Source organism: Streptomyces sp. MMS24-W38 (assembly GCF_059889265.1).
Window position 1 is genome coordinate 3,376,094 of record NZ_JCBCPP010000001.1, and the last position, 17,935, is coordinate 3,394,028.

At 69.4% G+C, this 17,935-nt stretch carries 14 protein-coding genes and 1 tRNA gene; 9 read left to right on the forward strand and 6 right to left on the reverse strand.

The features are described 5' to 3' along the window. Nucleotides 1-133: 133 nt before the first annotated feature. Nucleotides 134-451, reverse strand: coding sequence for a histone-like nucleoid-structuring protein Lsr2 (locus AC6F7H_RS14200; protein WP_500757359.1), 318 nt, complete (start codon nt 449-451; stop codon nt 134-136). A gap of 351 nt (nt 452-802) precedes the next feature. On the opposite strand from AC6F7H_RS14200, the gene purS reads away from it, so the two are divergent. The 7 genes from purS (at nt 803) to purM (ending at nt 8,544) form a co-directional block, all read left to right on the forward strand. Continuing rightward, nucleotides 803-1,066: a phosphoribosylformylglycinamidine synthase subunit PurS gene (gene purS, locus AC6F7H_RS14205; protein ID WP_500757360.1), complete on the forward strand. Its 264-nt coding sequence runs from the start codon at nt 803-805 to the stop codon at nt 1,064-1,066. After that, the gene (gene purQ, locus AC6F7H_RS14210; RefSeq protein ID WP_500757361.1) at nt 1,063-1,743 is read left to right on the forward strand and encodes a phosphoribosylformylglycinamidine synthase subunit PurQ; all 681 of its coding nucleotides are present in this window, start codon (nt 1,063-1,065) and stop codon (nt 1,741-1,743) included. The genes purS and purQ overlap by 4 nt, the downstream gene beginning before the upstream one ends. Further along, on the forward strand, nt 1,740-3,998 hold the full coding sequence (gene purL, locus AC6F7H_RS14215; protein WP_500757362.1) for a phosphoribosylformylglycinamidine synthase subunit PurL: 2,259 nt from the start codon (nt 1,740-1,742) through the stop codon (nt 3,996-3,998). Before purQ ends, purL begins: the two co-directional genes overlap by 4 nt. A 149-nt stretch (nt 3,999-4,147) precedes the next feature. Next, the gene (locus tag AC6F7H_RS14220; RefSeq protein ID WP_500757363.1) at nt 4,148-4,945 is read left to right on the forward strand and encodes a maleylpyruvate isomerase family mycothiol-dependent enzyme; all 798 of its coding nucleotides are present in this window, start codon (nt 4,148-4,150) and stop codon (nt 4,943-4,945) included. A 56-nt stretch (nt 4,946-5,001) separates the two neighbouring features. Beyond that, entirely contained in the window at nt 5,002-5,832 is an 831-nt protein-coding gene (locus AC6F7H_RS14225; RefSeq protein WP_500757364.1) for an META domain-containing protein, read from the forward strand. 62 nt (nt 5,833-5,894) lie between these two features. After that, entirely contained in the window at nt 5,895-7,421 is a 1,527-nt protein-coding gene (gene purF, locus AC6F7H_RS14230; protein WP_500757365.1) for an amidophosphoribosyltransferase, read from the forward strand. A gap of 40 nt (nt 7,422-7,461) precedes the next feature. Beyond that, complete coding sequence (gene purM, locus AC6F7H_RS14235; RefSeq protein ID WP_500757366.1) at nt 7,462-8,544, forward strand: phosphoribosylformylglycinamidine cyclo-ligase; 1,083 nt, start codon at nt 7,462-7,464, stop codon at nt 8,542-8,544. A gap of 176 nt (nt 8,545-8,720) precedes the next feature. Here purM and AC6F7H_RS14240 read toward each other — a convergent pair whose 3' ends face one another. Together AC6F7H_RS14240 and AC6F7H_RS14245 are read right to left on the reverse strand one after the other, a co-directional pair. After that, the gene (locus AC6F7H_RS14240; protein ID WP_500757367.1) at nt 8,721-8,975 is read right to left on the reverse strand and encodes a DUF3073 domain-containing protein; all 255 of its coding nucleotides are present in this window, start codon (nt 8,973-8,975) and stop codon (nt 8,721-8,723) included. A gap of 402 nt (nt 8,976-9,377) precedes the next feature. Beyond that, nucleotides 9,378-10,466, reverse strand: coding sequence for a Leu/Phe/Val dehydrogenase (locus AC6F7H_RS14245; protein ID WP_500757368.1), 1,089 nt, complete (start codon nt 10,464-10,466; stop codon nt 9,378-9,380). A 275-nt stretch (nt 10,467-10,741) separates the two neighbouring features. On the opposite strand from AC6F7H_RS14245, the gene AC6F7H_RS14250 reads away from it, so the two are divergent. Next, complete coding sequence (locus AC6F7H_RS14250) at nt 10,742-11,596, forward strand: DUF8083 family protein (RefSeq protein ID WP_500757369.1); 855 nt, start codon at nt 10,742-10,744, stop codon at nt 11,594-11,596. Nucleotides 11,597-12,157: 561 nt separating this feature from the next. Further along, nucleotides 12,158-12,364, forward strand: a complete 207-nt coding sequence (bldC, locus tag AC6F7H_RS14255) for a developmental transcriptional regulator BldC (protein ID WP_003949541.1) — start codon at nt 12,158-12,160, stop codon at nt 12,362-12,364. Between the two features lie 476 nt (nt 12,365-12,840). Here the strand turns inward: bldC and AC6F7H_RS14260 are convergent, their stop codons facing one another. The 3 genes from AC6F7H_RS14260 to hrpA all read right to left on the reverse strand — a co-directional run bounded on the left by AC6F7H_RS14260 (nt 12,841) and on the right by hrpA (nt 17,914). Continuing rightward, nucleotides 12,841-13,188: a DUF6274 family protein gene (locus AC6F7H_RS14260; RefSeq protein ID WP_500757370.1), complete on the reverse strand. Its 348-nt coding sequence runs from the start codon at nt 13,186-13,188 to the stop codon at nt 12,841-12,843. Nucleotides 13,189-13,665: 477 nt separating this feature from the next. Continuing rightward, nucleotides 13,666-13,740: transfer RNA gene (locus AC6F7H_RS14265), tRNA-Asp, on the reverse strand. Nucleotides 13,741-13,834: 94 nt separating this feature from the next. Continuing rightward, nucleotides 13,835-17,914 carry an ATP-dependent RNA helicase HrpA gene (hrpA, locus tag AC6F7H_RS14270; RefSeq protein WP_500757371.1) on the reverse strand — a complete coding sequence of 1,360 codons (4,080 nt, stop codon included), beginning with the start codon at nt 17,912-17,914 and terminating at the stop codon, nt 13,835-13,837. Nucleotides 17,915-17,935: the final 21 nt, after the last annotated feature.

Below are 17,935 nucleotides of genomic sequence, written 5' to 3' on the forward strand. Positions count from 1 at the left end.
ATCAACGGGGGTGTTGTGCAAGTCGGCTGCCACGGGGGCCGGATGGCCGGAGCGCGGACGACCGGGGCCCGGGTGGCCGGGACGCACCCCGCCGCACCGCGCGCCCCGTCACACCCGTCCCGCCGCGCCGGTCTCACCGCGCCGCGGCGAACGCCTCGTAGATCCGCTTGGGGATCCGTCCGCGCGCGGGGACGTCCATCTGGTTCGACAGTGCCCAGGCGCGCACGGCCGCCGGATCGGGGGCGATCTCCGTCTGCCGGTACGCCCGGCCCGAGCGGGAGCGCTTGCGGCCGGCCTGCACGTAGGGCGCGAGCGCCTTCCGCAGGCCGTCGGCGTTGGCTTCGTTCAGATCGATCTCGTACGACTTGCCGTCGAGTCCGAAGGCGATCGTTTCCGCCGCTTCCGAGCCGTCGATGTCGTCAAAGAGAGTGACCACGACCTTCTGCGCCACGAATAATCGGTCCCTTCGTGCGACGCCTCTGTGTCGACGTCGGTGATGACGCCCCGGGTGTCGCGGAGATGTCGGCGTCCGCCTGTAAACGGGCAAACCATCTGCTAATGACAATTCATTTGTACAGTGCTCGGCAATGCATTGTGAAGCTCGACTAAATCTGCCCGCGTGTCCGGTGCGCAATAGCGATACGTGACGGATCGCGGATCTTTCCCGGATCTTTTCCCGAGCACCTCCCCGTGACGCCGAATCGTGATCGTGGTCACGTAGATTCCTCCAACTCTACTCGCGTAGAAATTTTGTGCGGGTAGTCTGAAGGGACCTGCTCAGCACCACACACCGGGAGTGCCAGTGGCACGCGTCGTAGTCGACGTCATGCTCAAGCCGGAGATCCTCGACCCCCAGGGCCAGGCGGTGCAGCGCGCACTGCCGCGACTGGGTTTCGAGGGGATCTCGGACGTCCGTCAGGGAAAGCGATTCGAACTGGAAGTTGACGGGCCGGTCGACGAGGCCGCGCTCGCCCGCATTCGTGATCTTGCGGAATCCTTCCTCGCCAACACTGTGATCGAGGACTTCACCGTCAGGGTCGAGGAAGTCTCGGAGGCCGTGAAGTGACCGCTCGTATTGGCGTCGTCACTTTCCCCGGCAGCCTCGACGACCGGGACTCGCAACGCGCGATCCGGCTCGCGGGCGCCGAACCCGTGGCGCTCTGGCACAAGGACAAGGACCTCAAGCAGGTCGACGCGGTCGTGCTGTGCGGCGGATTCTCCTACGGCGACTACCTGCGCGCCGGGGCCATCGCCCGTTTCTCGCCGGTGATGGACACCGTCGTCGAGCAGGCGAAGGCGGGACTGCCGGTCCTCGGCATCTGCAACGGCTTCCAGATCCTCACCGAGGCGCACCTGCTCCCCGGCGGCATGCTGGGCAACGACCACCTGCACTTCATCTGCCGCGACCAGAAGCTGCGGGTGGAGAACGCGGAGACCGCCTGGACCACCGACTACACGGCCGGCCAGGAGATCCACATCCCGCTGAAGAACATGGACGGCCGCTACGTGGCCGACCAGTACACGCTGGACGAGCTGGAGGCCGAGGGCCGCGTCGCCTTCCGGTACCTCGACTTCAACCCCAACGGCTCGCTCAACGACATCGCCGGCATCACCAACGCGGCGGGCAACGTCGTCGGTCTGATGCCGCACCCCGAGCACGCCGTCGAGTCACTGATCGGCACCGGTCGCACCGACGGCCTCCCGTTCTTCACCTCGATCCTCAAGAAGCTGGTCAACGCATGAGCCGGACGCCTCTGGACACGGTCGAGCACGCGGCGAAGACCCCCGACGTCGAGCTGCCCTGGTCCGAACTCGGCCTCAAGAAGGACGAGTACGAGCGGGTGGTGGAGATCCTCGGCCGCCGCCCGACCGGCGCCGAGCTCGCCATGTACTCGGTGATGTGGTCCGAGCACTGCTCGTACAAGTCCTCCAAGGTCCACCTCCGCCAGTTCGGCGAGAAGGCCCCCGAGTCCGACGCGATGCTCGTCGGCATCGGCGAGAACGCCGGTGTCGTCGACGTCGGCCAGGGCTACGCGGTCACCTTCAAGGTCGAGTCGCACAACCACCCGTCGTACGTCGAGCCCTACCAGGGCGCGGCCACCGGGGTGGGCGGCATCGTCCGCGACATCATCGCGATGGGCGCCCGCCCGGTCGCCGTCGTGGACCCGCTGCGCTTCGGCGCCGCCGACCACCCCGACACCAAGCGCGTCCTGCCCGGCGTCGTCGCCGGCATCGGCGGCTACGGCAACTGCCTCGGCCTGCCCAACATCGGCGGCGAGGTCGTCTTCGACGCCTGCTACCAGGGCAACCCGCTGGTCAACGCCGGTGCCATCGGCGTCATGCGGCACGAGGACATCCACCTCGCCAAGGCCTCCGGGCCCGGCAACAAGGTCATCCTGTACGGCGCCAGGACCGGCGGCGACGGCATCGGCGGCGCCTCGATCCTCGCCTCCGAGACCTTCGACGACGCCAAGCCGTCCAAGCGCCCGGCGGTCCAGGTCGGCGACCCCTTCCAGGAGAAGCTCCTCATCGAGTGCACCCTGGAAGCCTTCAAGGAGAAGCTGGTCGTCGGCATCCAGGACCTCGGCGCGGCCGGCCTGTCCTGCGCCACGTCCGAGCTGGCCTCCAACGGCTCCGGCGGCATGCGCGTCGTCCTCGACGACGTACCGCTGCGCGACTCCACGCTCTCGCCCGAGGAGATCCTCATGAGCGAGTCGCAGGAGCGCATGTGCGCGGTCGTCGAGCCGGAGAAGGTCGACCGCTTCCTCGAGATCTGCGAGAAGTGGGACGTCATCGCCACCGTCATCGGTGAGGTGACCGACGGCGACCGCCTGGAGATCTTCTGGCACGGCGGCAAGATCGTCGACGTCGACCCGCGCACCGTCGCCCACGACGGCCCGGTCTACGAGCGCCCCTACGCCCGCCCCGACTGGCAGGACGCGCTCCAGGCCGACGACGCGAACAAGCTGCCCCGGCCGCAGACGTCCGACGAGCTGAAGGACCAGGTCCTGAAGCTGGTGGGCTCGCCCAACCAGGCCTCCAAGGAGTGGATCACCCGGCAGTACGACCACTTCGTGCAGGGCAACACGGTCCTCGCCCAGCCCGAGGACTCCGGCATGATCCGCGTCGACGAGAAGACCGGTCTCGGCGTCGCCATCGCCACCGACGGCAACGGCCGGTACGCCAAGCTCGACCCGTACACGGGGGCGCAGCTGGCCCTGGCGGAGGCCTACCGCAACGTGGCGACGACCGGTGCCAAGCCGCTCGCCGTCTCCGACTGTCTGAACTTCGGCTCGCCGGAGGACCCCGCGGTCATGTGGCAGTTCGCGGAGGCCGTGCGCGGTCTGGCCGACGGCTGTCTGCAGCTCGGTACCCCGGTCACCGGCGGCAACGTCTCGCTCTACAACCAGACCGGCGAGGCCGCCATCCACCCCACCCCGGTGGTCGCGGTCCTCGGTGTGATCGACGACGTGGCGCGGCGCACGCCGGTCGCCTTCCAGGAGGAGGGGCAGCTGATCTACCTCCTCGGCGACACCCGTGAGGAGTTCGGCGGCTCGGCCTGGTCCCAGGTCGTCCACGACCACCTCGGCGGCCTGCCGCCCGAGGTCGACCTGGAGCGCGAGCGCCTCCTCGGCGAGATCCTGATCTCCGCCTCCCGCGACGGCATGATCGACTCCGCGCACGACCTGTCCGACGGCGGTCTGATCCAGGCCGTGGTCGAGTCGGCGCTGCTCGGCGGCAAGGGCGCGCGTCTGGTCGTACCGGACGGGCTCGACGCGTTCACCTTCCTGTTCTCCGAGTCGGCCGGCCGCGCGATCGTCGCCGTGCCGCGTTCGGAGGAGGTCCGCTTCACCGACATGTGCGGTGTGCGCGGCCTCCCGGCGACCCGCATCGGAGTCGTCGACGGGGACACGGTGGACCTCCAGGGCGAGTTCGCGCTCCCCCTCGAGGAGCTGCGCACGGTCCACGAGGAGACGATCCCGGCCCTGCTGGCCTGATCCGAGGCCTGCGTCGTTCAGGTTTCCCGGTCTCCCGTACGAAGCCCCCGCCCGGTCCGCTGCCGGTCGGGGGCCTCGTCGTTCGTGGGGCCGGCCGGAGCGGCGAGGTGCCCGCGCCGGCCTCGCGGCGCACCTCCTAGGCTGCCCCCATGCCCCCGGCCAAGAAGCGCACCCGTTCCTACGACCCCGCCAGGACCCGCACCGCCGTCCTGGCCCAGTTCGGGAACGTACGGCAGGCGGTACGCACCCTGGACGCGCGACACCTCGCCCTGCCCACCCGCCTCGGCGACTGGACCGTACGGGACCTGCTCGCGCACCTCGCCCTGACCGTCGGGAGCGTCAGCCGGGCCCTGGAGCGGGACGAACCGGCGAAGCCCGAGCTGGCGCTGCTGGACTACCCCGCCGCGACCGCCGCCCACGCCGGTGCCGTCGCCGAGCGCTCCCGGGCGCTCGCCGAGGCGACCCCGGACCTCGACGCCCTGTTCACCCGCACCGCGGAGGAGCTGACCCGGGACCTAGACACCGCCCCGCCCACCCGTGTGCTCGCCCTGCGCCCCGGGGCCATGAACCTCACCGACTACCTGGTCACCCGCACCGTCGAGCTCGTCGTCCACACCGACGACCTGGGCGCCGCCGTGCCCGGTCTCGACGTCCCCCACGACCGCCAGGCCCTCGCCGCCTGCACCCGGCTGCTGGCCGACACGCTGGCGGCGAAGGCGCCCGGCGGCTCGACGGAGGTGCGCATCCCGCCGTACGCGGTCGTGCAGTGCGTGGCGGGGCCGCGGCACACCCGGGGCACCCCGCCCAACGTCGTCGAGACCGACCCGCTGACCTGGATCCGGCTGGCCACCGGGCGCACGGTGTGGCAGGACGCGGTGGCCGCCGCCGAGGTGAGCGCGAGCGGGGAGCGGGCGGACCTGGGACCGTACCTGCCGCTGATGACGTGAGGCGAGGGCGGTCGACGTGAGAGGAACCGGAAGTGTCCCGTCTCCGTCGAAGCGGCATGTACACACAGAGGAACAAACGACGCAAACGGCGCACTGCTCTCGCGACGGCCACCGCCGCCCTCTCCGTCCCCTTCGTGGCGGCCTGTGGCAGTGAGCAGGTGGGCGCGGGAGCGGACGCCGGGCGGGTGAGCGCGGTCGGTGCGACGACGGGCACGACGGAGCGGTCCCTCACCGGCACGCGCTGGAACGTCGACAGCATCACCGCGAACGGCACCACCCTCCGTGCCCCCGTCGACTCACACGTCACCATCGAGGACGACGGCCGGACCAGCGGCCGGTACGCCTGCAACTACTTCCGCGGTGAGACCGACTTCGACGGGGACAGGGTCCGGTTCGCCGTCGACACCACCCTGATGGCCTGTGACGACGAGCCGCGCAGCACCTTCGAACGCACCCTCGCCCGCGCCCTCAAGGACGGCGCTCCGCAGGCCCGGGTGAACGACGACCGGCTGACCCTCACCGCCGAGGACGGCACCACCGTCCGTCTCAGCGAGGGCAACGCGGACACCCCGCTGTACGGCACGAAGTGGAAGATCGTCTCCCCCGACTCCGCGGGCCGTGCCCACCTCACCTTCGACGAGAAGGAGGGCACCGTCTCCGGAAGCCTCGGCTGCAACAAGGTGAACGCCGACGCCACCGTCCGCGACGGCCATATCACCGTCGGCACGCCCACCACGACCCGAATGGTGTGCGAAGACTCACTCATGAAGACCGAGAAGCGGCTGCTGCGGCTCTTCGGCACCACGCTCAGCTATCGGGTCGATCACCGGAGCATGACGCTGACCAGCGAAAACGGTCCGTCCGTCGAATTCTTCGCCGCCACGTGATCCAGGGCTGAGGTGGTGTACCCAATTCGGACCAGCACTCGACCTCGCCTACACTCGGTGGCGTGCCACGTGGTGACGGACGACTCAACCACGACCTGCTCCCCGGAGAGAAGGGCCCCCAGGACGCCTGCGGCGTCTTCGGTGTCTGGGCTCCGGGCGAAGAGGTCGCCAAGCTCACGTATTTCGGGCTCTACGCCCTTCAGCATCGGGGTCAGGAGTCCGCGGGTATCGCGGTCAGCAACGGCTCCCAGATCCTCGTCTTCAAGGACATGGGCCTGGTTTCCCAGGTCTTCGACGAGACCTCGCTCGGTTCGCTCCAGGGTCATATCGCGGTCGGTCACGCCCGCTACTCGACCACCGGTGCCTCCGTGTGGGAGAACGCCCAGCCGACGTTCCGTGCCACCGCGCACGGCTCGATCGCGCTCGGCCACAACGGCAACCTGGTCAACACGGCCGAGCTCGCCGAACTGGTGGCCGAGCTGCCCAAGGAGAACGGCCGCGCCCCGAAGGTGGCGGCCACCAACGACACCGACCTGATAACCGCCCTGCTGGCCGGCCAGCGCGCCGCCGACGGCGAACCGGTGACCGTGGAGCAGGCCGCGCATGTGGTCCTTCCGCAGGTCAAGGGCGCCTTCAGCCTCGTCTTCATGGACGAGAACACGCTGTACGCCGCCCGCGACCCGCAGGGCATCCGCCCGCTGGTCCTCGGCCGGCTCGAGCGCGGCTGGGTCGTCGCCTCCGAGTCCGCGGCCCTCGACATCTGCGGTGCCAGCTTTGTCCGCGAGATCGAGCCCGGCGAGTTCGTCGCCATCGACGAGAACGGACTGCGCTCTTCCCGATTCGCGGAAGCGAAGCCCAAGGGCTGTGTCTTCGAGTACGTGTACCTGGCCCGCCCGGACACCGACATCGCCGGCCGGAACGTCTACCTCTCGCGCGTCGAGATGGGCCGCCGCCTCGCCGAGGAGGCGCCCGCCGAGGCCGACCTGGTGATAGCGACCCCGGAATCCGGCACCCCGGCCGCCATCGGCTACGCGGAGGCCTCCGGCATCCCCTTCGGCAACGGCCTGGTGAAGAACGCGTACGTCGGCCGTACGTTCATCCAGCCCTCGCAGACCATCCGCCAGCTCGGCATCCGCCTGAAGCTGAACCCGCTCAAGAACGTCATCAAGGGCAAGCGCCTGGTCGTCGTCGACGACTCGATCGTGCGCGGCAACACCCAGCGCGCCCTGGTCCGCATGCTCCGCGAGGCGGGTGCCGCCGAGATCCACATCCGGATCTCCTCGCCGCCCGTGAAGTGGCCGTGCTTCTTCGGCATCGACTTCGCGACCCGCGCCGAGCTGATCGCCAACGGCATGTCCGTCGACGAGATCGGCACCTCGCTCGGCGCCGACTCCCTGGCGTACATCTCCATCGACGGCATGATCGAGGCGACGACCATCGCCAAGCCGAACCTGTGCCGCGCCTGCTTCGACGGCGAGTACCCGATGGAGCTGCCCGATCCGGAGCTCCTCGGCAAGCGGCTCCTGGAGTCGGAGCTGGCCGCCGGTACGGCCGAGCCGGCCGCGCTCGACGCGATCCGCCGCCCGTAAGCCCCTGCCCTGCCGTAACGAGACGAAGGCTCTCCCAGTCATGTCTGAGAACACTGGCGCCGGCCACGCGGCGGCGTCGTACAGGACCGCGGGCGTCGACATCGACGCGGGTGACCGAGCGGTCGAGCTGATGAAGGAGTGGGTGAAGAAGGCGCGGCGCCCCGAGGTCCTCGGCGGCCTCGGCGGTTTCGCCGGCCTCTTCGACGCCTCCGCCCTGAAGAGGTACGAGCGTCCCCTGCTCGCCTCCGCCACGGACGGCGTCGGCACCAAGGTCGACATCGCCCGCCGCATGGGCGTCTACGACACCATCGGGCACGACCTGGTCGCCATGGTGATGGACGACATCGTGGTGTGCGGCGCCGAGCCGCTGTTCATGACCGACTACATCTGCGTCGGCAAGGTCCACCCCGAGCGGGTCGCCGCCATCGTCAAGGGCATCGCCGAAGGCTGTGTACTGGCCGGCTGCGCCCTGGTCGGCGGGGAGACGGCCGAACACCCCGGTCTGCTGGGCGAGGACGACTTCGACGTCGCCGGCGCCGGTACGGGCGTCGTGGAGGCCGACCGGCAGCTCGGCCCGGACCGCATCCGCAAGGGTGACCGGGTCGTCGCCATGGCCGCCTCCGGGCTCCACTCGAACGGGTACTCGCTGGTCCGGCACGTCCTGCTGAACCGGGCCGGGCTCGCCCTGGAGAGCCGGATCGACGAGCTGGGCCGCACCCTCGGGGAGGAGCTCCTGGAGCCCACCCGGATCTACTCGCTGGACTGCCTGGCCCTGATCCGCACCACCGAGGTGCACGCCTTCAGCCACGTCACCGGCGGCGGCCTCGCGGCCAACCTGGCCCGCGTCGTCCCGGACGGACTGCACGCGGTCGTGGACCGCTCCACCTGGAGCCCGGCCCCGGTCTTCGACCTCGTCGGCCGGACCGGTTCGGTCGAGCGCCTGGAGCTGGAGCGCACCCTCAACATGGGCGTCGGCATGATCGCGATCGTGCCGGAGGAGTCCACGGACGCGGCGCTGACCACGCTGGCCGACCGCGGTGTGGATGCCTGGGTGGCCGGTGAGATCACCGACCGCGGCGAGCACACCACGGGAGCGGCACTGGTGGGTGACTACGCGAGCTGATGCAGGACGAGCACACCGAGCAGCAGACCGAGCACGGTGACTCCCCGCGCGGACCGGCGGACCGGAGCCAGTGGACCCGGTACCACCGGGCCGCGTCCGGAAACCGGGGCGTGCGGGCAGCACAGAACCCGGTCGGTGACCGGAGTCACCGACCGGGCTGATGAATCAGTGCAAGGTCAAGCGCCACGACGTTGGGGAGAGGACTGGCCGTCCTCGTCCTCGTCGTCGTCCTCATAGAGGTCGGCGTACCGTGCGTACAGGTCGTCGTCCTGCTCATCGTCCTCGACCGGGTCACCGTTGATATTCGGTGATGTGTTCGAAGGCGATGCACCCAGCTCCTCGGCCAGACGTGCGAGGTCTGTCCCACCGCTGTTGTACTTCAGCTGGCGGGCGACCTTTGTCTGCTTGGCCTTGGCCCGGCCGCGCCCCATGGCTCGACCCCCTCAACGACGGGGCTCGACGGCCCCAGAGTCTTGACACGCGTTCATAGTCCGGAACGGACTCTCCGTGGAGAGGCCGGTCCGTAGGGCTCCCACGGTACCTGAGCCCACGCCCATACGGTACGTCGCCCGCATGACGTGCCCCCTTCCGTGACCCTTACGGCACCCTGTTCTCGCAGGTCAACTGCGTTTTCAAGCACTTGTCGAGGGCCGACCCGCCGGGAGAAGTGAGAGTTCTCTCGAAGTGCCCCGCCGCGGGTACCGGCCAAACGTACGAACAGCGTCGGGACGGGGGTGGGGGCGGACCCACCGGTCCGCCCCCACCCCCGTCCCGCATCTGCGTTCCTGTCTACACTCTTGATCTACGTTTCCGTCTGCTTTCCGCAGCCCGTTTCAGCGCGCCGCGCGGGCCTCCGCCATCCGCTGCTCGGCGATCCGGTCGGCCGCCGCGGCCGGCGGAATCCCGTCGAAGTTCGCACGTGCGAAGATCGCGAGCGTGGTGTCGAAGATCTTCGCCGCCTTCGCCCTGCACCGGTCGAAGTCGAAGCCGTGCAGCTCGTCGGCGACCTGGATGACGCCGCCGGCGTTCACCACGTAGTCCGGCGCGTAGAGGATCCCGCGGTCGGCGAGGTCCTTCTCCACGCCCGGATGGGCGAGCTGGTTGTTGGCGGCGCCGCAGACCACCTTGGCGGTCAGGACCGGCACGCTGTCGTCGTTCAGCGCACCCCCCAGGGCGCAGGGGGCGTACACGTCCAGCCCCTCGGTCCGGATCAGCGCCTCGGTGTCGGCGACGGCCGTGACGCCCCGCGGGTGCCGGTCCAGGACCCGCCGCACGGCGTCCTCGCGCACGTCGGTGACCAGGACCTCCGCGCCCTCCTTGAGCAGGTGTTCCACCAGGTGGTGGCCGACCTTGCCGACGCCCGCGACGCCGACCCTGCGGTCGCGCAGCGAGGGGTCGCCCCACAGGTGCTGGGCGGCGGCCCGCATGCCCTGGTAGACGCCGAAGGAGGTGAGCACCGAGGAGTCGCCCGCGCCGCCGTTCTCCGGGGAGCGGCCCGTGGTCCAACGGCACTCGCGGGCCACGACGTCCATGTCCGCGACGTAGGTGCCGACGTCACAGGCGGTGACGTACCGGCCGCCCAGTGAGGCGACGAACCGGCCGTAGGCGAGCAGCAGCTCCTCGGTCTTGACCGTCTCGGGATCCCCGATGATCACTGCCTTGCCGCCGCCGTGGTCGAGACCGGCCATGGCGTTCTTGTACGACATCCCGCGGGCGAGGTTCAGCGCGTCGGCGACGGCCTGCTCCTCGGTCGCGTACGGGTAGAAGCGCGTACCGCCGAGGGCGGGGCCCAGGGCGGTGGAGTGGAGGGCGATGACGGCCTTGAGGCCACTTGCACGGTCCTGGCAGAGCACGACTTGCTCGTGACCGCCCTGGCCCGAACGGAACAGGGTGTGCAGGACGCCGTCAGATACGTCGGTCACGGTGGTGACTCCTGAGTAAGTAGCGGCGGGTGGACGCAGATCCCGAAAACTCCCCCGCCGCTTGTGGCGATGGGGGAGCCCGCGGAGGCTGTGAGCACGAGATTAGGCCCTGCCGCGCCCGAGAGCGGCGCCGTGTCCAGGATCACGTTCCCGTGGTCACTCCCGGGGTGTCACCGTGCGACCATTTGCCTGGATTGCCCGTGCGTCCGCGTCACCCGCGCGCGCGTGAGCGGGTCCGCAGGTTTTCGCGCCGGTGCGCGGGGGAGGGAGCAGGCGTGCCCAAGGTCTCCTCGGTGGTCGTCCCCTACGCGACCTATCTGCGCGTGTACGAACCGCTGGCCGCTTTCCCGGAGCCGGAGCGCGGCCACTGGGCCCGTTACGCCCGACGCACCGACCTCCCCTCCTACCAGGACGAACTCCGCCGGGCCCTGGCCGACGTCGTGCCCACCCCACCGGTCCCGGTTCCGGCGCGGGAGAGCGACGACGCGTTCGTGCTGGAGGTCGACGGAGTGGTCTGCGTCTGCCCCTGGCGCACCCGGCTGCGCGGCTGGCAGGCCCTGGGCGAACTCGCCGAGGAATTTCCCCTGCCCGTCCTGGACGCGCTCCTGCCCCCGTTCGTGCGACGCCAGGCCGCCGAGGACTACGAGCGCTGGCTGGCCGTCCATCCCGACGCCCGGCCGTGGATCCGCACGGCGACCTGGCAGGTGCCGATCAACTGGTTCGTGCTGGTCTCGGACGAGGAGCGCGAGTACGACAAGGGTTCCGCCGACGGGGGCCCCACCGGGGCTCCCGTCCTGCGCTACCGGACGCCCATGGTCGAGGCGCGGCGGCGGGTGGCGCGCGGGCTGCGGGCGCTGAAGGACACCATGGACGGAGGGCCGCTGATCGACGGCCTGGTGGACGTCGGGCGCTGGCTGGAGGAGTTCCATCCGCGCTCACTGGTCGAGCTGGACTACGGCGGCCTGGTGCACGCCCTGCCGGCCGGCGCCCTGGAGGACGACCACTCGGCGGCCGACGTGGCCGAGGGGATCGCGGCCCTGCGCCGCGGCGACGGGGTGGCCGCGGGGGAGGCCTACGGGCGACTGGTGGAGCGGTGGCGTTCCGTACGGGATCTGCGGTCGGCCAACTGACGCCCGCCGTACGGCCGAGGTGGCGAACGGGCGTTTGACCAAACGCCCTTCTTGGGGTTTTGTCGTCGCCCTGAGGTTTCGTCAACCCGAACCCGACAACGGACGTAGGTTGCCGATCCGGGCGTATGTCCCAAGCGGGTCAAGCGTGACGGACCGCACGTACGCGGCCCTTGCGCCCCTTGCACCCCCTCGTGCCAAAATAGGACAAGGAGTCCGGGAGGGCTCCTCCGTCCTGCTGTGCTCGACTATGGGCGGAATTTCGGCATTGCCCGCTTTGGGGGGTCGAGCGACTCCTGATCTCGCCTGTGACTGATCGTCACAGGCGAGTGACTGTCCGCTATGGCATGGTCCATCGGCTTCCGCGGCTGATGAACACCTGGGAGGGCAATTCCATCGGTTTGGCCGACGCGGCTGGACGGATGGTGTAGTTGTAGTGCCGAGGACAAGCCGTTCGTCCTATAACCGACTCGACCCGCGTCCACCATTTCGGGCAACGCGGGTCAAGGTGCAGAATTTAGAGGAAAGAACCGAGAAGGTTCGGTTCTCCCGAGGAGGCCGCTCATGACCGCTCGCACCCCTGATGCCGAGCCGCTGCTGACCCCGGCTGAGGTCGCCACCATGTTCCGCGTGGACCCGAAGACGGTCACGCGTTGGGCGAAGGCCGGCAAGCTCACGTCGATCCGCACGCTCGGCGGGCACCGCCGCTACCGCGAAGCTGAGGTCCGCGCCCTGCTCGCGGGCATTCCGCAGCAGCGCAGCGAGGCCTGAACAACTGAATAACCCGGACGAACCGGCTGGTCCCCCAACTGGCCGAAGCGTCCGGAACCACAGCTCCACACGACGCGGGGACTGCCCCAACAGGCCCCTCTCCCACGCCGAACAGAACTTTCCAGGCAGCTGCACAGGGTGCGTCGTCGATCGCGCTGGACTCCGCCGAGTCCAGCGCGATTTTTTGTGCGGTGGACTGTCGGCCGGTCGGTGTGAACGCTCGGTGATCGGTGCTGGCCGAGGCCCCGGAAAGGCCGGCCGGGTGGGGCGACGGGGGCTTCGTGCGCGAGCTTGTCCGACTCCGGGGGCGACTGTGGGGCCATCTGTGCGGAGGCATGTGCGGGCCCCTGAGGAGAGTGCAATTGCACATATTAAATTGACTTGGTGTGGGGCGGGAGTAAGTACCGCACATTCCAAAACTCGTGCGGTGACACCCGTCACACACCGGCTGGGTTGTTGAGCCACCGGCATATGCGCTAGAGGGGGGCGGGCGTTGCGCGTGAGGCGAGCAACTCGGCGTCGGGGCCCGGTAACTGGGTGGCTGGGGTGCTGGGCGGGGCGGTGGTCCGGGTGGTGGGCCGGGCGGTCGCGGCGCCCTCGTCCTCGACGGGCTCCGGTGGCCGCTCCGTGCCTTGGGGGCTCCCGGTGGATTCCGTGTGTTCGGCGGGGCGGAGGGCGGAGTCGTGGGGAGCGGAGTCCATCGCCAGCCGCAACAGGCGGTGGCAGACGGCGCAGTGGTGGGTGAGATGCCCCCCGAGCGACGACGCGGCCGACAGGTGCGCGCGGAGTAACGCCCGCGTTTCGTGCCTGGCCGATTCGGTCATGTGCCACCTCCCGAGGGCCGCACGGAGAGCGGCCTGCCCTGCCGTCCGGGGTACCCAGGGAATCCCGCCCCGTCAAGACACGGGGAGTTCCGTCGGGAAGCCTCAGAGGCGCTCGGCACGGGCGCGGGGCCCTCGAATACGTGGGACCACCTGAAAGGCCCTCACGCCGCCGGTGAGGGCCTTCGGGTGGCGAATGGCGGCGCCGCGAGGGGGGCGTGCGAGAGAGGGCGACGACGGAACCTGGTGAGAAGGGCCTCACCGCTACGGCGGCCGCCGCGGGCACGGCCTGGTTTCGGGTGCGGCGAAGAGGCCCGCGCCGTGTGATGCGGGCGCCTTGGCGGAAGCGGTCCTGACGGGATGCGCTGTGTTCGACGGCGGCAGCCGCCGCGGGCGCGGCCTCTGTCCTGGCCTGGCCTGGCCTGGTCTCAAGTACGACGAAGGGGCCCGCACCGTACGGTGCGGGCCCCTTCGTGAAAGCGGTCCTGACGGGATTTGAACCCGCGGCCTCCACCTTGACAGGGTGGCGAGCACTCCTAACTGCTCCACAGGACCAGGTTTCGCGGCGCGATTACTGTCTTGCGCTGCGAGAAGAGACTGTACAGGAGTCGTGGCCCGCTGGTCGAATTCACCCTGCGTGCCGCTTCCGTCACGGAGCGGCGGCGTCGATCGCCTTCACGATCCGCTTGTCCGACACCGGGTACGCCGTGCCCAGCGCGTGGGCGAAATAGCTGACCCGGAGCTCCTCGATCATCCAGCGGATGTCCAGCACCTGCTGCGGCACCGGCCGCCCCTGCGGCATCTGCTCCAGCAGCCAGGCGTACTCGTCCCGCATCTCCTGGACCTTCTCCATGCGGGTCGTGTCCCGCTGGGCGTTCGCCGGCATCTGCTGCAGACGACGGTCCACGGCCACCAGGTACCGCATCAGGTCCGGCAGTCGCCGCAACCCCGTCTCCGTCACGAACCCCGGCTTCACCAGGGCGTCCAGCTGCCCCCGCACATCCTGGAGGTTCGCCAGCAGCGCGGGGCTGCGCACGCTCTTCAGCCGGCGCTCGCACGCCTGCCAGGCGGCAAGTACCTGCTGCACCTGACCCACCGCACGGACGGTCGTGTCCACGATCTCCGCGCGCACCTTGTCGTACAGCTTGCGATACGACTCCTCGTCCCACACGGGCCCACCGAAGTCCGCGATCAGCCGGTCCGCCGCCGCCATCGCGCAGTCGTCGAACAGTGCCTGGATCGAACCGTGTGGATTCGCCGACAGAGCGAGCTTCTGGGGGTTCGTCAACTTTTCGGATGCGAACTTCGCGGGACTCACCGGGATGTTGCGCAGGATCAGCCGACGCGTGCCCTTCCACATCGCCGGCTGCTGCTCCGCCTCCGTGTCGAAGAGCCGTACGGAGACCGTGTCTCCGTCGTCGACCAGTGCCGGGAACGCCTTCACCGGCTGACCGGCCCGCCGTGTCTCGAAGACGCGGGTCAGTGTGCCGACGGTCCAGTCGGTCAGCCCCGTACGCTCCAGGGACTCGCCACCCCGGCGTTCGGCCGTGGCGGCCGCCGCCCGCGAGAGCGCCTTGCGGGCCTTCGGCTTGAGCCGGAGCCGGAGCGCTTCGAGGTCCTTGTCCTCGTCGAGCTTGCGACGACGCTCGTCGACGATCCGGAACGTGACCTTCAAATGGTCGGGGACCTTGGACCAGTCGAAGTCGTCCGCGTCGAAGGGCACCCCAACCATGCGCTTCAGCTCACGCGCCATCGTCGTGGTCAGCGGCTCCTGCAGCGGAACCGCTCTCTCCAGGAACGCCTTCGCGTAGTTCGGCGCCGGCACGTAGTTGCGGCGGATCGGCTTGGGGAGGGAACGGATCAGCTCCGTGACGACCTCCTCCCGCAGGCCCGGGATCTGCCAGTCGAAGCCCTCCTCCGTGACCTGGTTCAGCACCTGGAGCGGAACATGGACCGTCACCCCGTCCGCGTCCGCACCCGGCTCGAACTGGTACGTCACCCGGAACGTGAGGGCGCCCTGCCGCCAGGAATCCGGATAGTCGGCCTTGCTGACGGCCTCCGCAGACTCACGGATGAGCATCTCGCGCTCGAAGTCGAGGAAGTCCGGCTGCTCGTGCCGCTTGCGCTTCCACCACGAGTCGAAGTGGGCCCCCGACACGACATGCTCGGGAACCCGCTGGTCGTAGAAGTCGAACAGGGTCTCGTCGTCGACCAGGATGTTCCGGCGCCGCGCCCGGTGCTCCAGCTCCTCGACCTCGGTGAGCAGCCTGCGGTTGTCCGCGAAGAACTTGTGGTGCGTGCGCCAGTCACCCTCGACCAGGGCATTGCGGATGAACAGCTCGCGCGACACCTCGGCGTCGATCCGGCCGTAGTTCACCTTGCGGTGGGCGACGATCGGGACGCCGTACAGCGTGACCTTCTCGTAGGCCATCACCGCGGCCTGGTCCTTCTCCCAGTGCGGTTCGCTGTACGTGCGCTTCAGCAGATGCCCGGCGAGCGGCTCGACCCACTCCGGCTCGATCTTCGCGTTGACCCGGGCCCACAGCCGGGACGTCTCGACGAGCTCCGCCGACATCACGAACCGCGGCGGCTTCTTGAACAACGCCGAACCGGGGAAGATCGCGAACTTGGCGTTGCGCGCCCCCACGTACTCGTTGCGCCCGCCTCCGTCCTTGCGCCCGCTCCCGTCCTTGCGCCCGGCCGCACCGGAGTCCTTCGACTCCTTCACGTCCTTCATCCCGATGTGGGAGAGCAGACCCGCGAGCAGCGAGACATGGATACGGTCCCCGGGCGCCTCCTCCTCGTTGAGGTGGATGCCCATCTGCTTGGCGACCGTGCGCAACTGCGTGTAGATGTCCTGCCACTCACGGATCCGCAGGAAGTTCAGGTACTCCTGCTTGCACATGCGCCGGAAGGACGACGAGCCGCGCTCCTTCTGCTGCTCGCGCACATAGCGCCACAGGTTCAGGTAGGCGAGGAAGTCGCTGGTCTCGTCCCGGAACCGGGCATGCTGCTGGTCCGCCTGGGTCTGCTTGTCGGACGGTCGCTCACGCGGGTCCTGGATGGACAGCGCCGCCGCGATCACCATCACCTCGCGGACACAGCCGTTGCGGTCCGCCTCCAGCACCATGCGTGCCAGCCGCGGGTCGACCGGCAGCTGGGCCAGCTTCCGCCCGGTCTCCGTCAGCCGCTTGCGGGGGTCCTTCTGCGCCGGGTCCAGCGCGTTGAGTTCCTGCAGCAACTGCACGCCGTCCCGGATGTTCCGGTGGTCCGGCGGATCGATGAACGGGAACTTCTCGATGTCGCCCAGACCCGCCGCCGTCATCTGCAGGATGACCGACGCCAGGTTCGTACGGAGGATCTCCGCGTCCGTGAACTCCGGGCGGGCGTCGAAGTCGTCCTCGCTGTACAGCCGGATGCAGATGCCGTCCGACGTACGCCCGCAGCGGCCCTTGCGCTGATTGGCGCTGGCCTGCGACACCGGCTCGATCGGCAGCCGCTGCACCTTGGTCCGGTGGCTGTACCGGGAGATACGGGCGAAGCCCGGGTCGATGACGTACTTGATGCCCGGCACCGTCAGCGACGTCTCCGCCACGTTGGTCGCGAGAACGATCCTGCGGCCGCTGTGCTGCTGGAAGACACGGTGCTGCTCGGCGTGCGAGAGCCGCGCGTACAGCGGCAGCACTTCGGTGCTGCGCCAATCAGCGCCTCCGGCGCGGGGGTACTGCTTCTTCGTCAGCGCGTCCGCCGTGTCCCGGATCTCCCGCTCGCCGGAGAGGAAGACCAGGATGTCGCCCGGACCCTCGGCCATCAGCTCCTCGACGGCGTCCGTGATCGCGGTGATCTGGTCACGGTCGGCGTCCTGCGAGTCCTCCTCGAGCAACGGCCGGTACCGGACCTCGACGGGATACGTACGACCGCTGACCTCGATGATCGGAGCATCGCCGAAATGCCGGGAGAACCGCTCCGGGTCGATGGTCGCCGAGGTGATGACGACCTTCAGGTCCGGGCGCCGCGGCAGCAGCTGAGCGAGATACCCCAGCAGGAAGTCGATGTTCAGCGACCGCTCGTGGGCCTCGTCGATGATGATCGTGTCGTAGGCGCGCAGCTCCCGGTCCGTCTGGACCTCGGCGAGCAGGATGCCGTCGGTCATCAACTTCACGAAGGTGGAGTCCGGACTCACCTGATCGGTGAACCGCACCTTCCAGCCGACGGCCTCCCCGAGCGGAGTGTCCAGCTCCTCGGCGACACGCTCCGCCACCGTGCGGGCGGCGATCCGGCGGGGTTGTGTGTGCCCGATCATCCCGCGGACGCCCCGGCCCAGCTCCATACAGATCTTCGGGATCTGCGTGGTCTTGCCCGAACCCGTCTCGCCCGCGACGATCACCACCTGGTGATCGCGAATGGCCTCGGCGATCGTGTCCTTCTTCTGGCTGACCGGCAACTGCTCCGGATACGTGATCATCGGGACACGCGCACGTCGCCCGGCCATCCGCTCCTCGGCCTTCGCGACCTCCGCATCGATCTCGTCGAGCACGGCGGTCCGGGCCTCCGGCTTGCGGATCTTGCGTGCGCCTTCGAGCCTGCGCCCGAGCCGCTGCGCATCGCGCAGTGAGAGCTCGGTCAGGCGGGAGGCGAGGGCTCCGAAGGTGGGAGCGCTGGAGGACGGTGCGCCGGGAGATGGGGCGCCGGAGGAGGTCGCGGAAGCGGAGACAGGTTGCGTGGACATACGGGAACCAGGATCTCATCA

Excerpts from the sequence above, each read along its gene's own strand:
- purL (WP_500757362.1), top strand. The coding sequence starts at position 1,740 with ATGAGCCGGACGCCTCTGGACACGGTCGAGCACGCGGCGAAGACCCCC.
- AC6F7H_RS14220 (WP_500757363.1), top strand. The coding sequence starts at position 4,148 with ATGCCCCCGGCCAAGAAGCGCACCCGTTCCTACGACCCCGCCAGGACC.
- AC6F7H_RS14225 (WP_500757364.1), top strand. The coding sequence starts at position 5,002 with ATGTACACACAGAGGAACAAACGACGCAAACGGCGCACTGCTCTCGCG.
- purM (WP_500757366.1), top strand. The coding sequence starts at position 7,462 with ATGTCTGAGAACACTGGCGCCGGCCACGCGGCGGCGTCGTACAGGACC.
- AC6F7H_RS14240 (WP_500757367.1), bottom strand. The coding sequence starts at position 8,975 with ATGGGGCGCGGCCGGGCCAAGGCCAAGCAGACAAAGGTCGCCCGCCAG.
- bldC (WP_003949541.1), top strand. The coding sequence starts at position 12,158 with ATGACCGCTCGCACCCCTGATGCCGAGCCGCTGCTGACCCCGGCTGAG.
- AC6F7H_RS14260 (WP_500757370.1), bottom strand. The coding sequence starts at position 13,188 with ATGACCGAATCGGCCAGGCACGAAACGCGGGCGTTACTCCGCGCGCAC.
- hrpA (WP_500757371.1), bottom strand. The coding sequence starts at position 17,914 with ATGTCCACGCAACCTGTCTCCGCTTCCGCGACCTCCTCCGGCGCCCCA.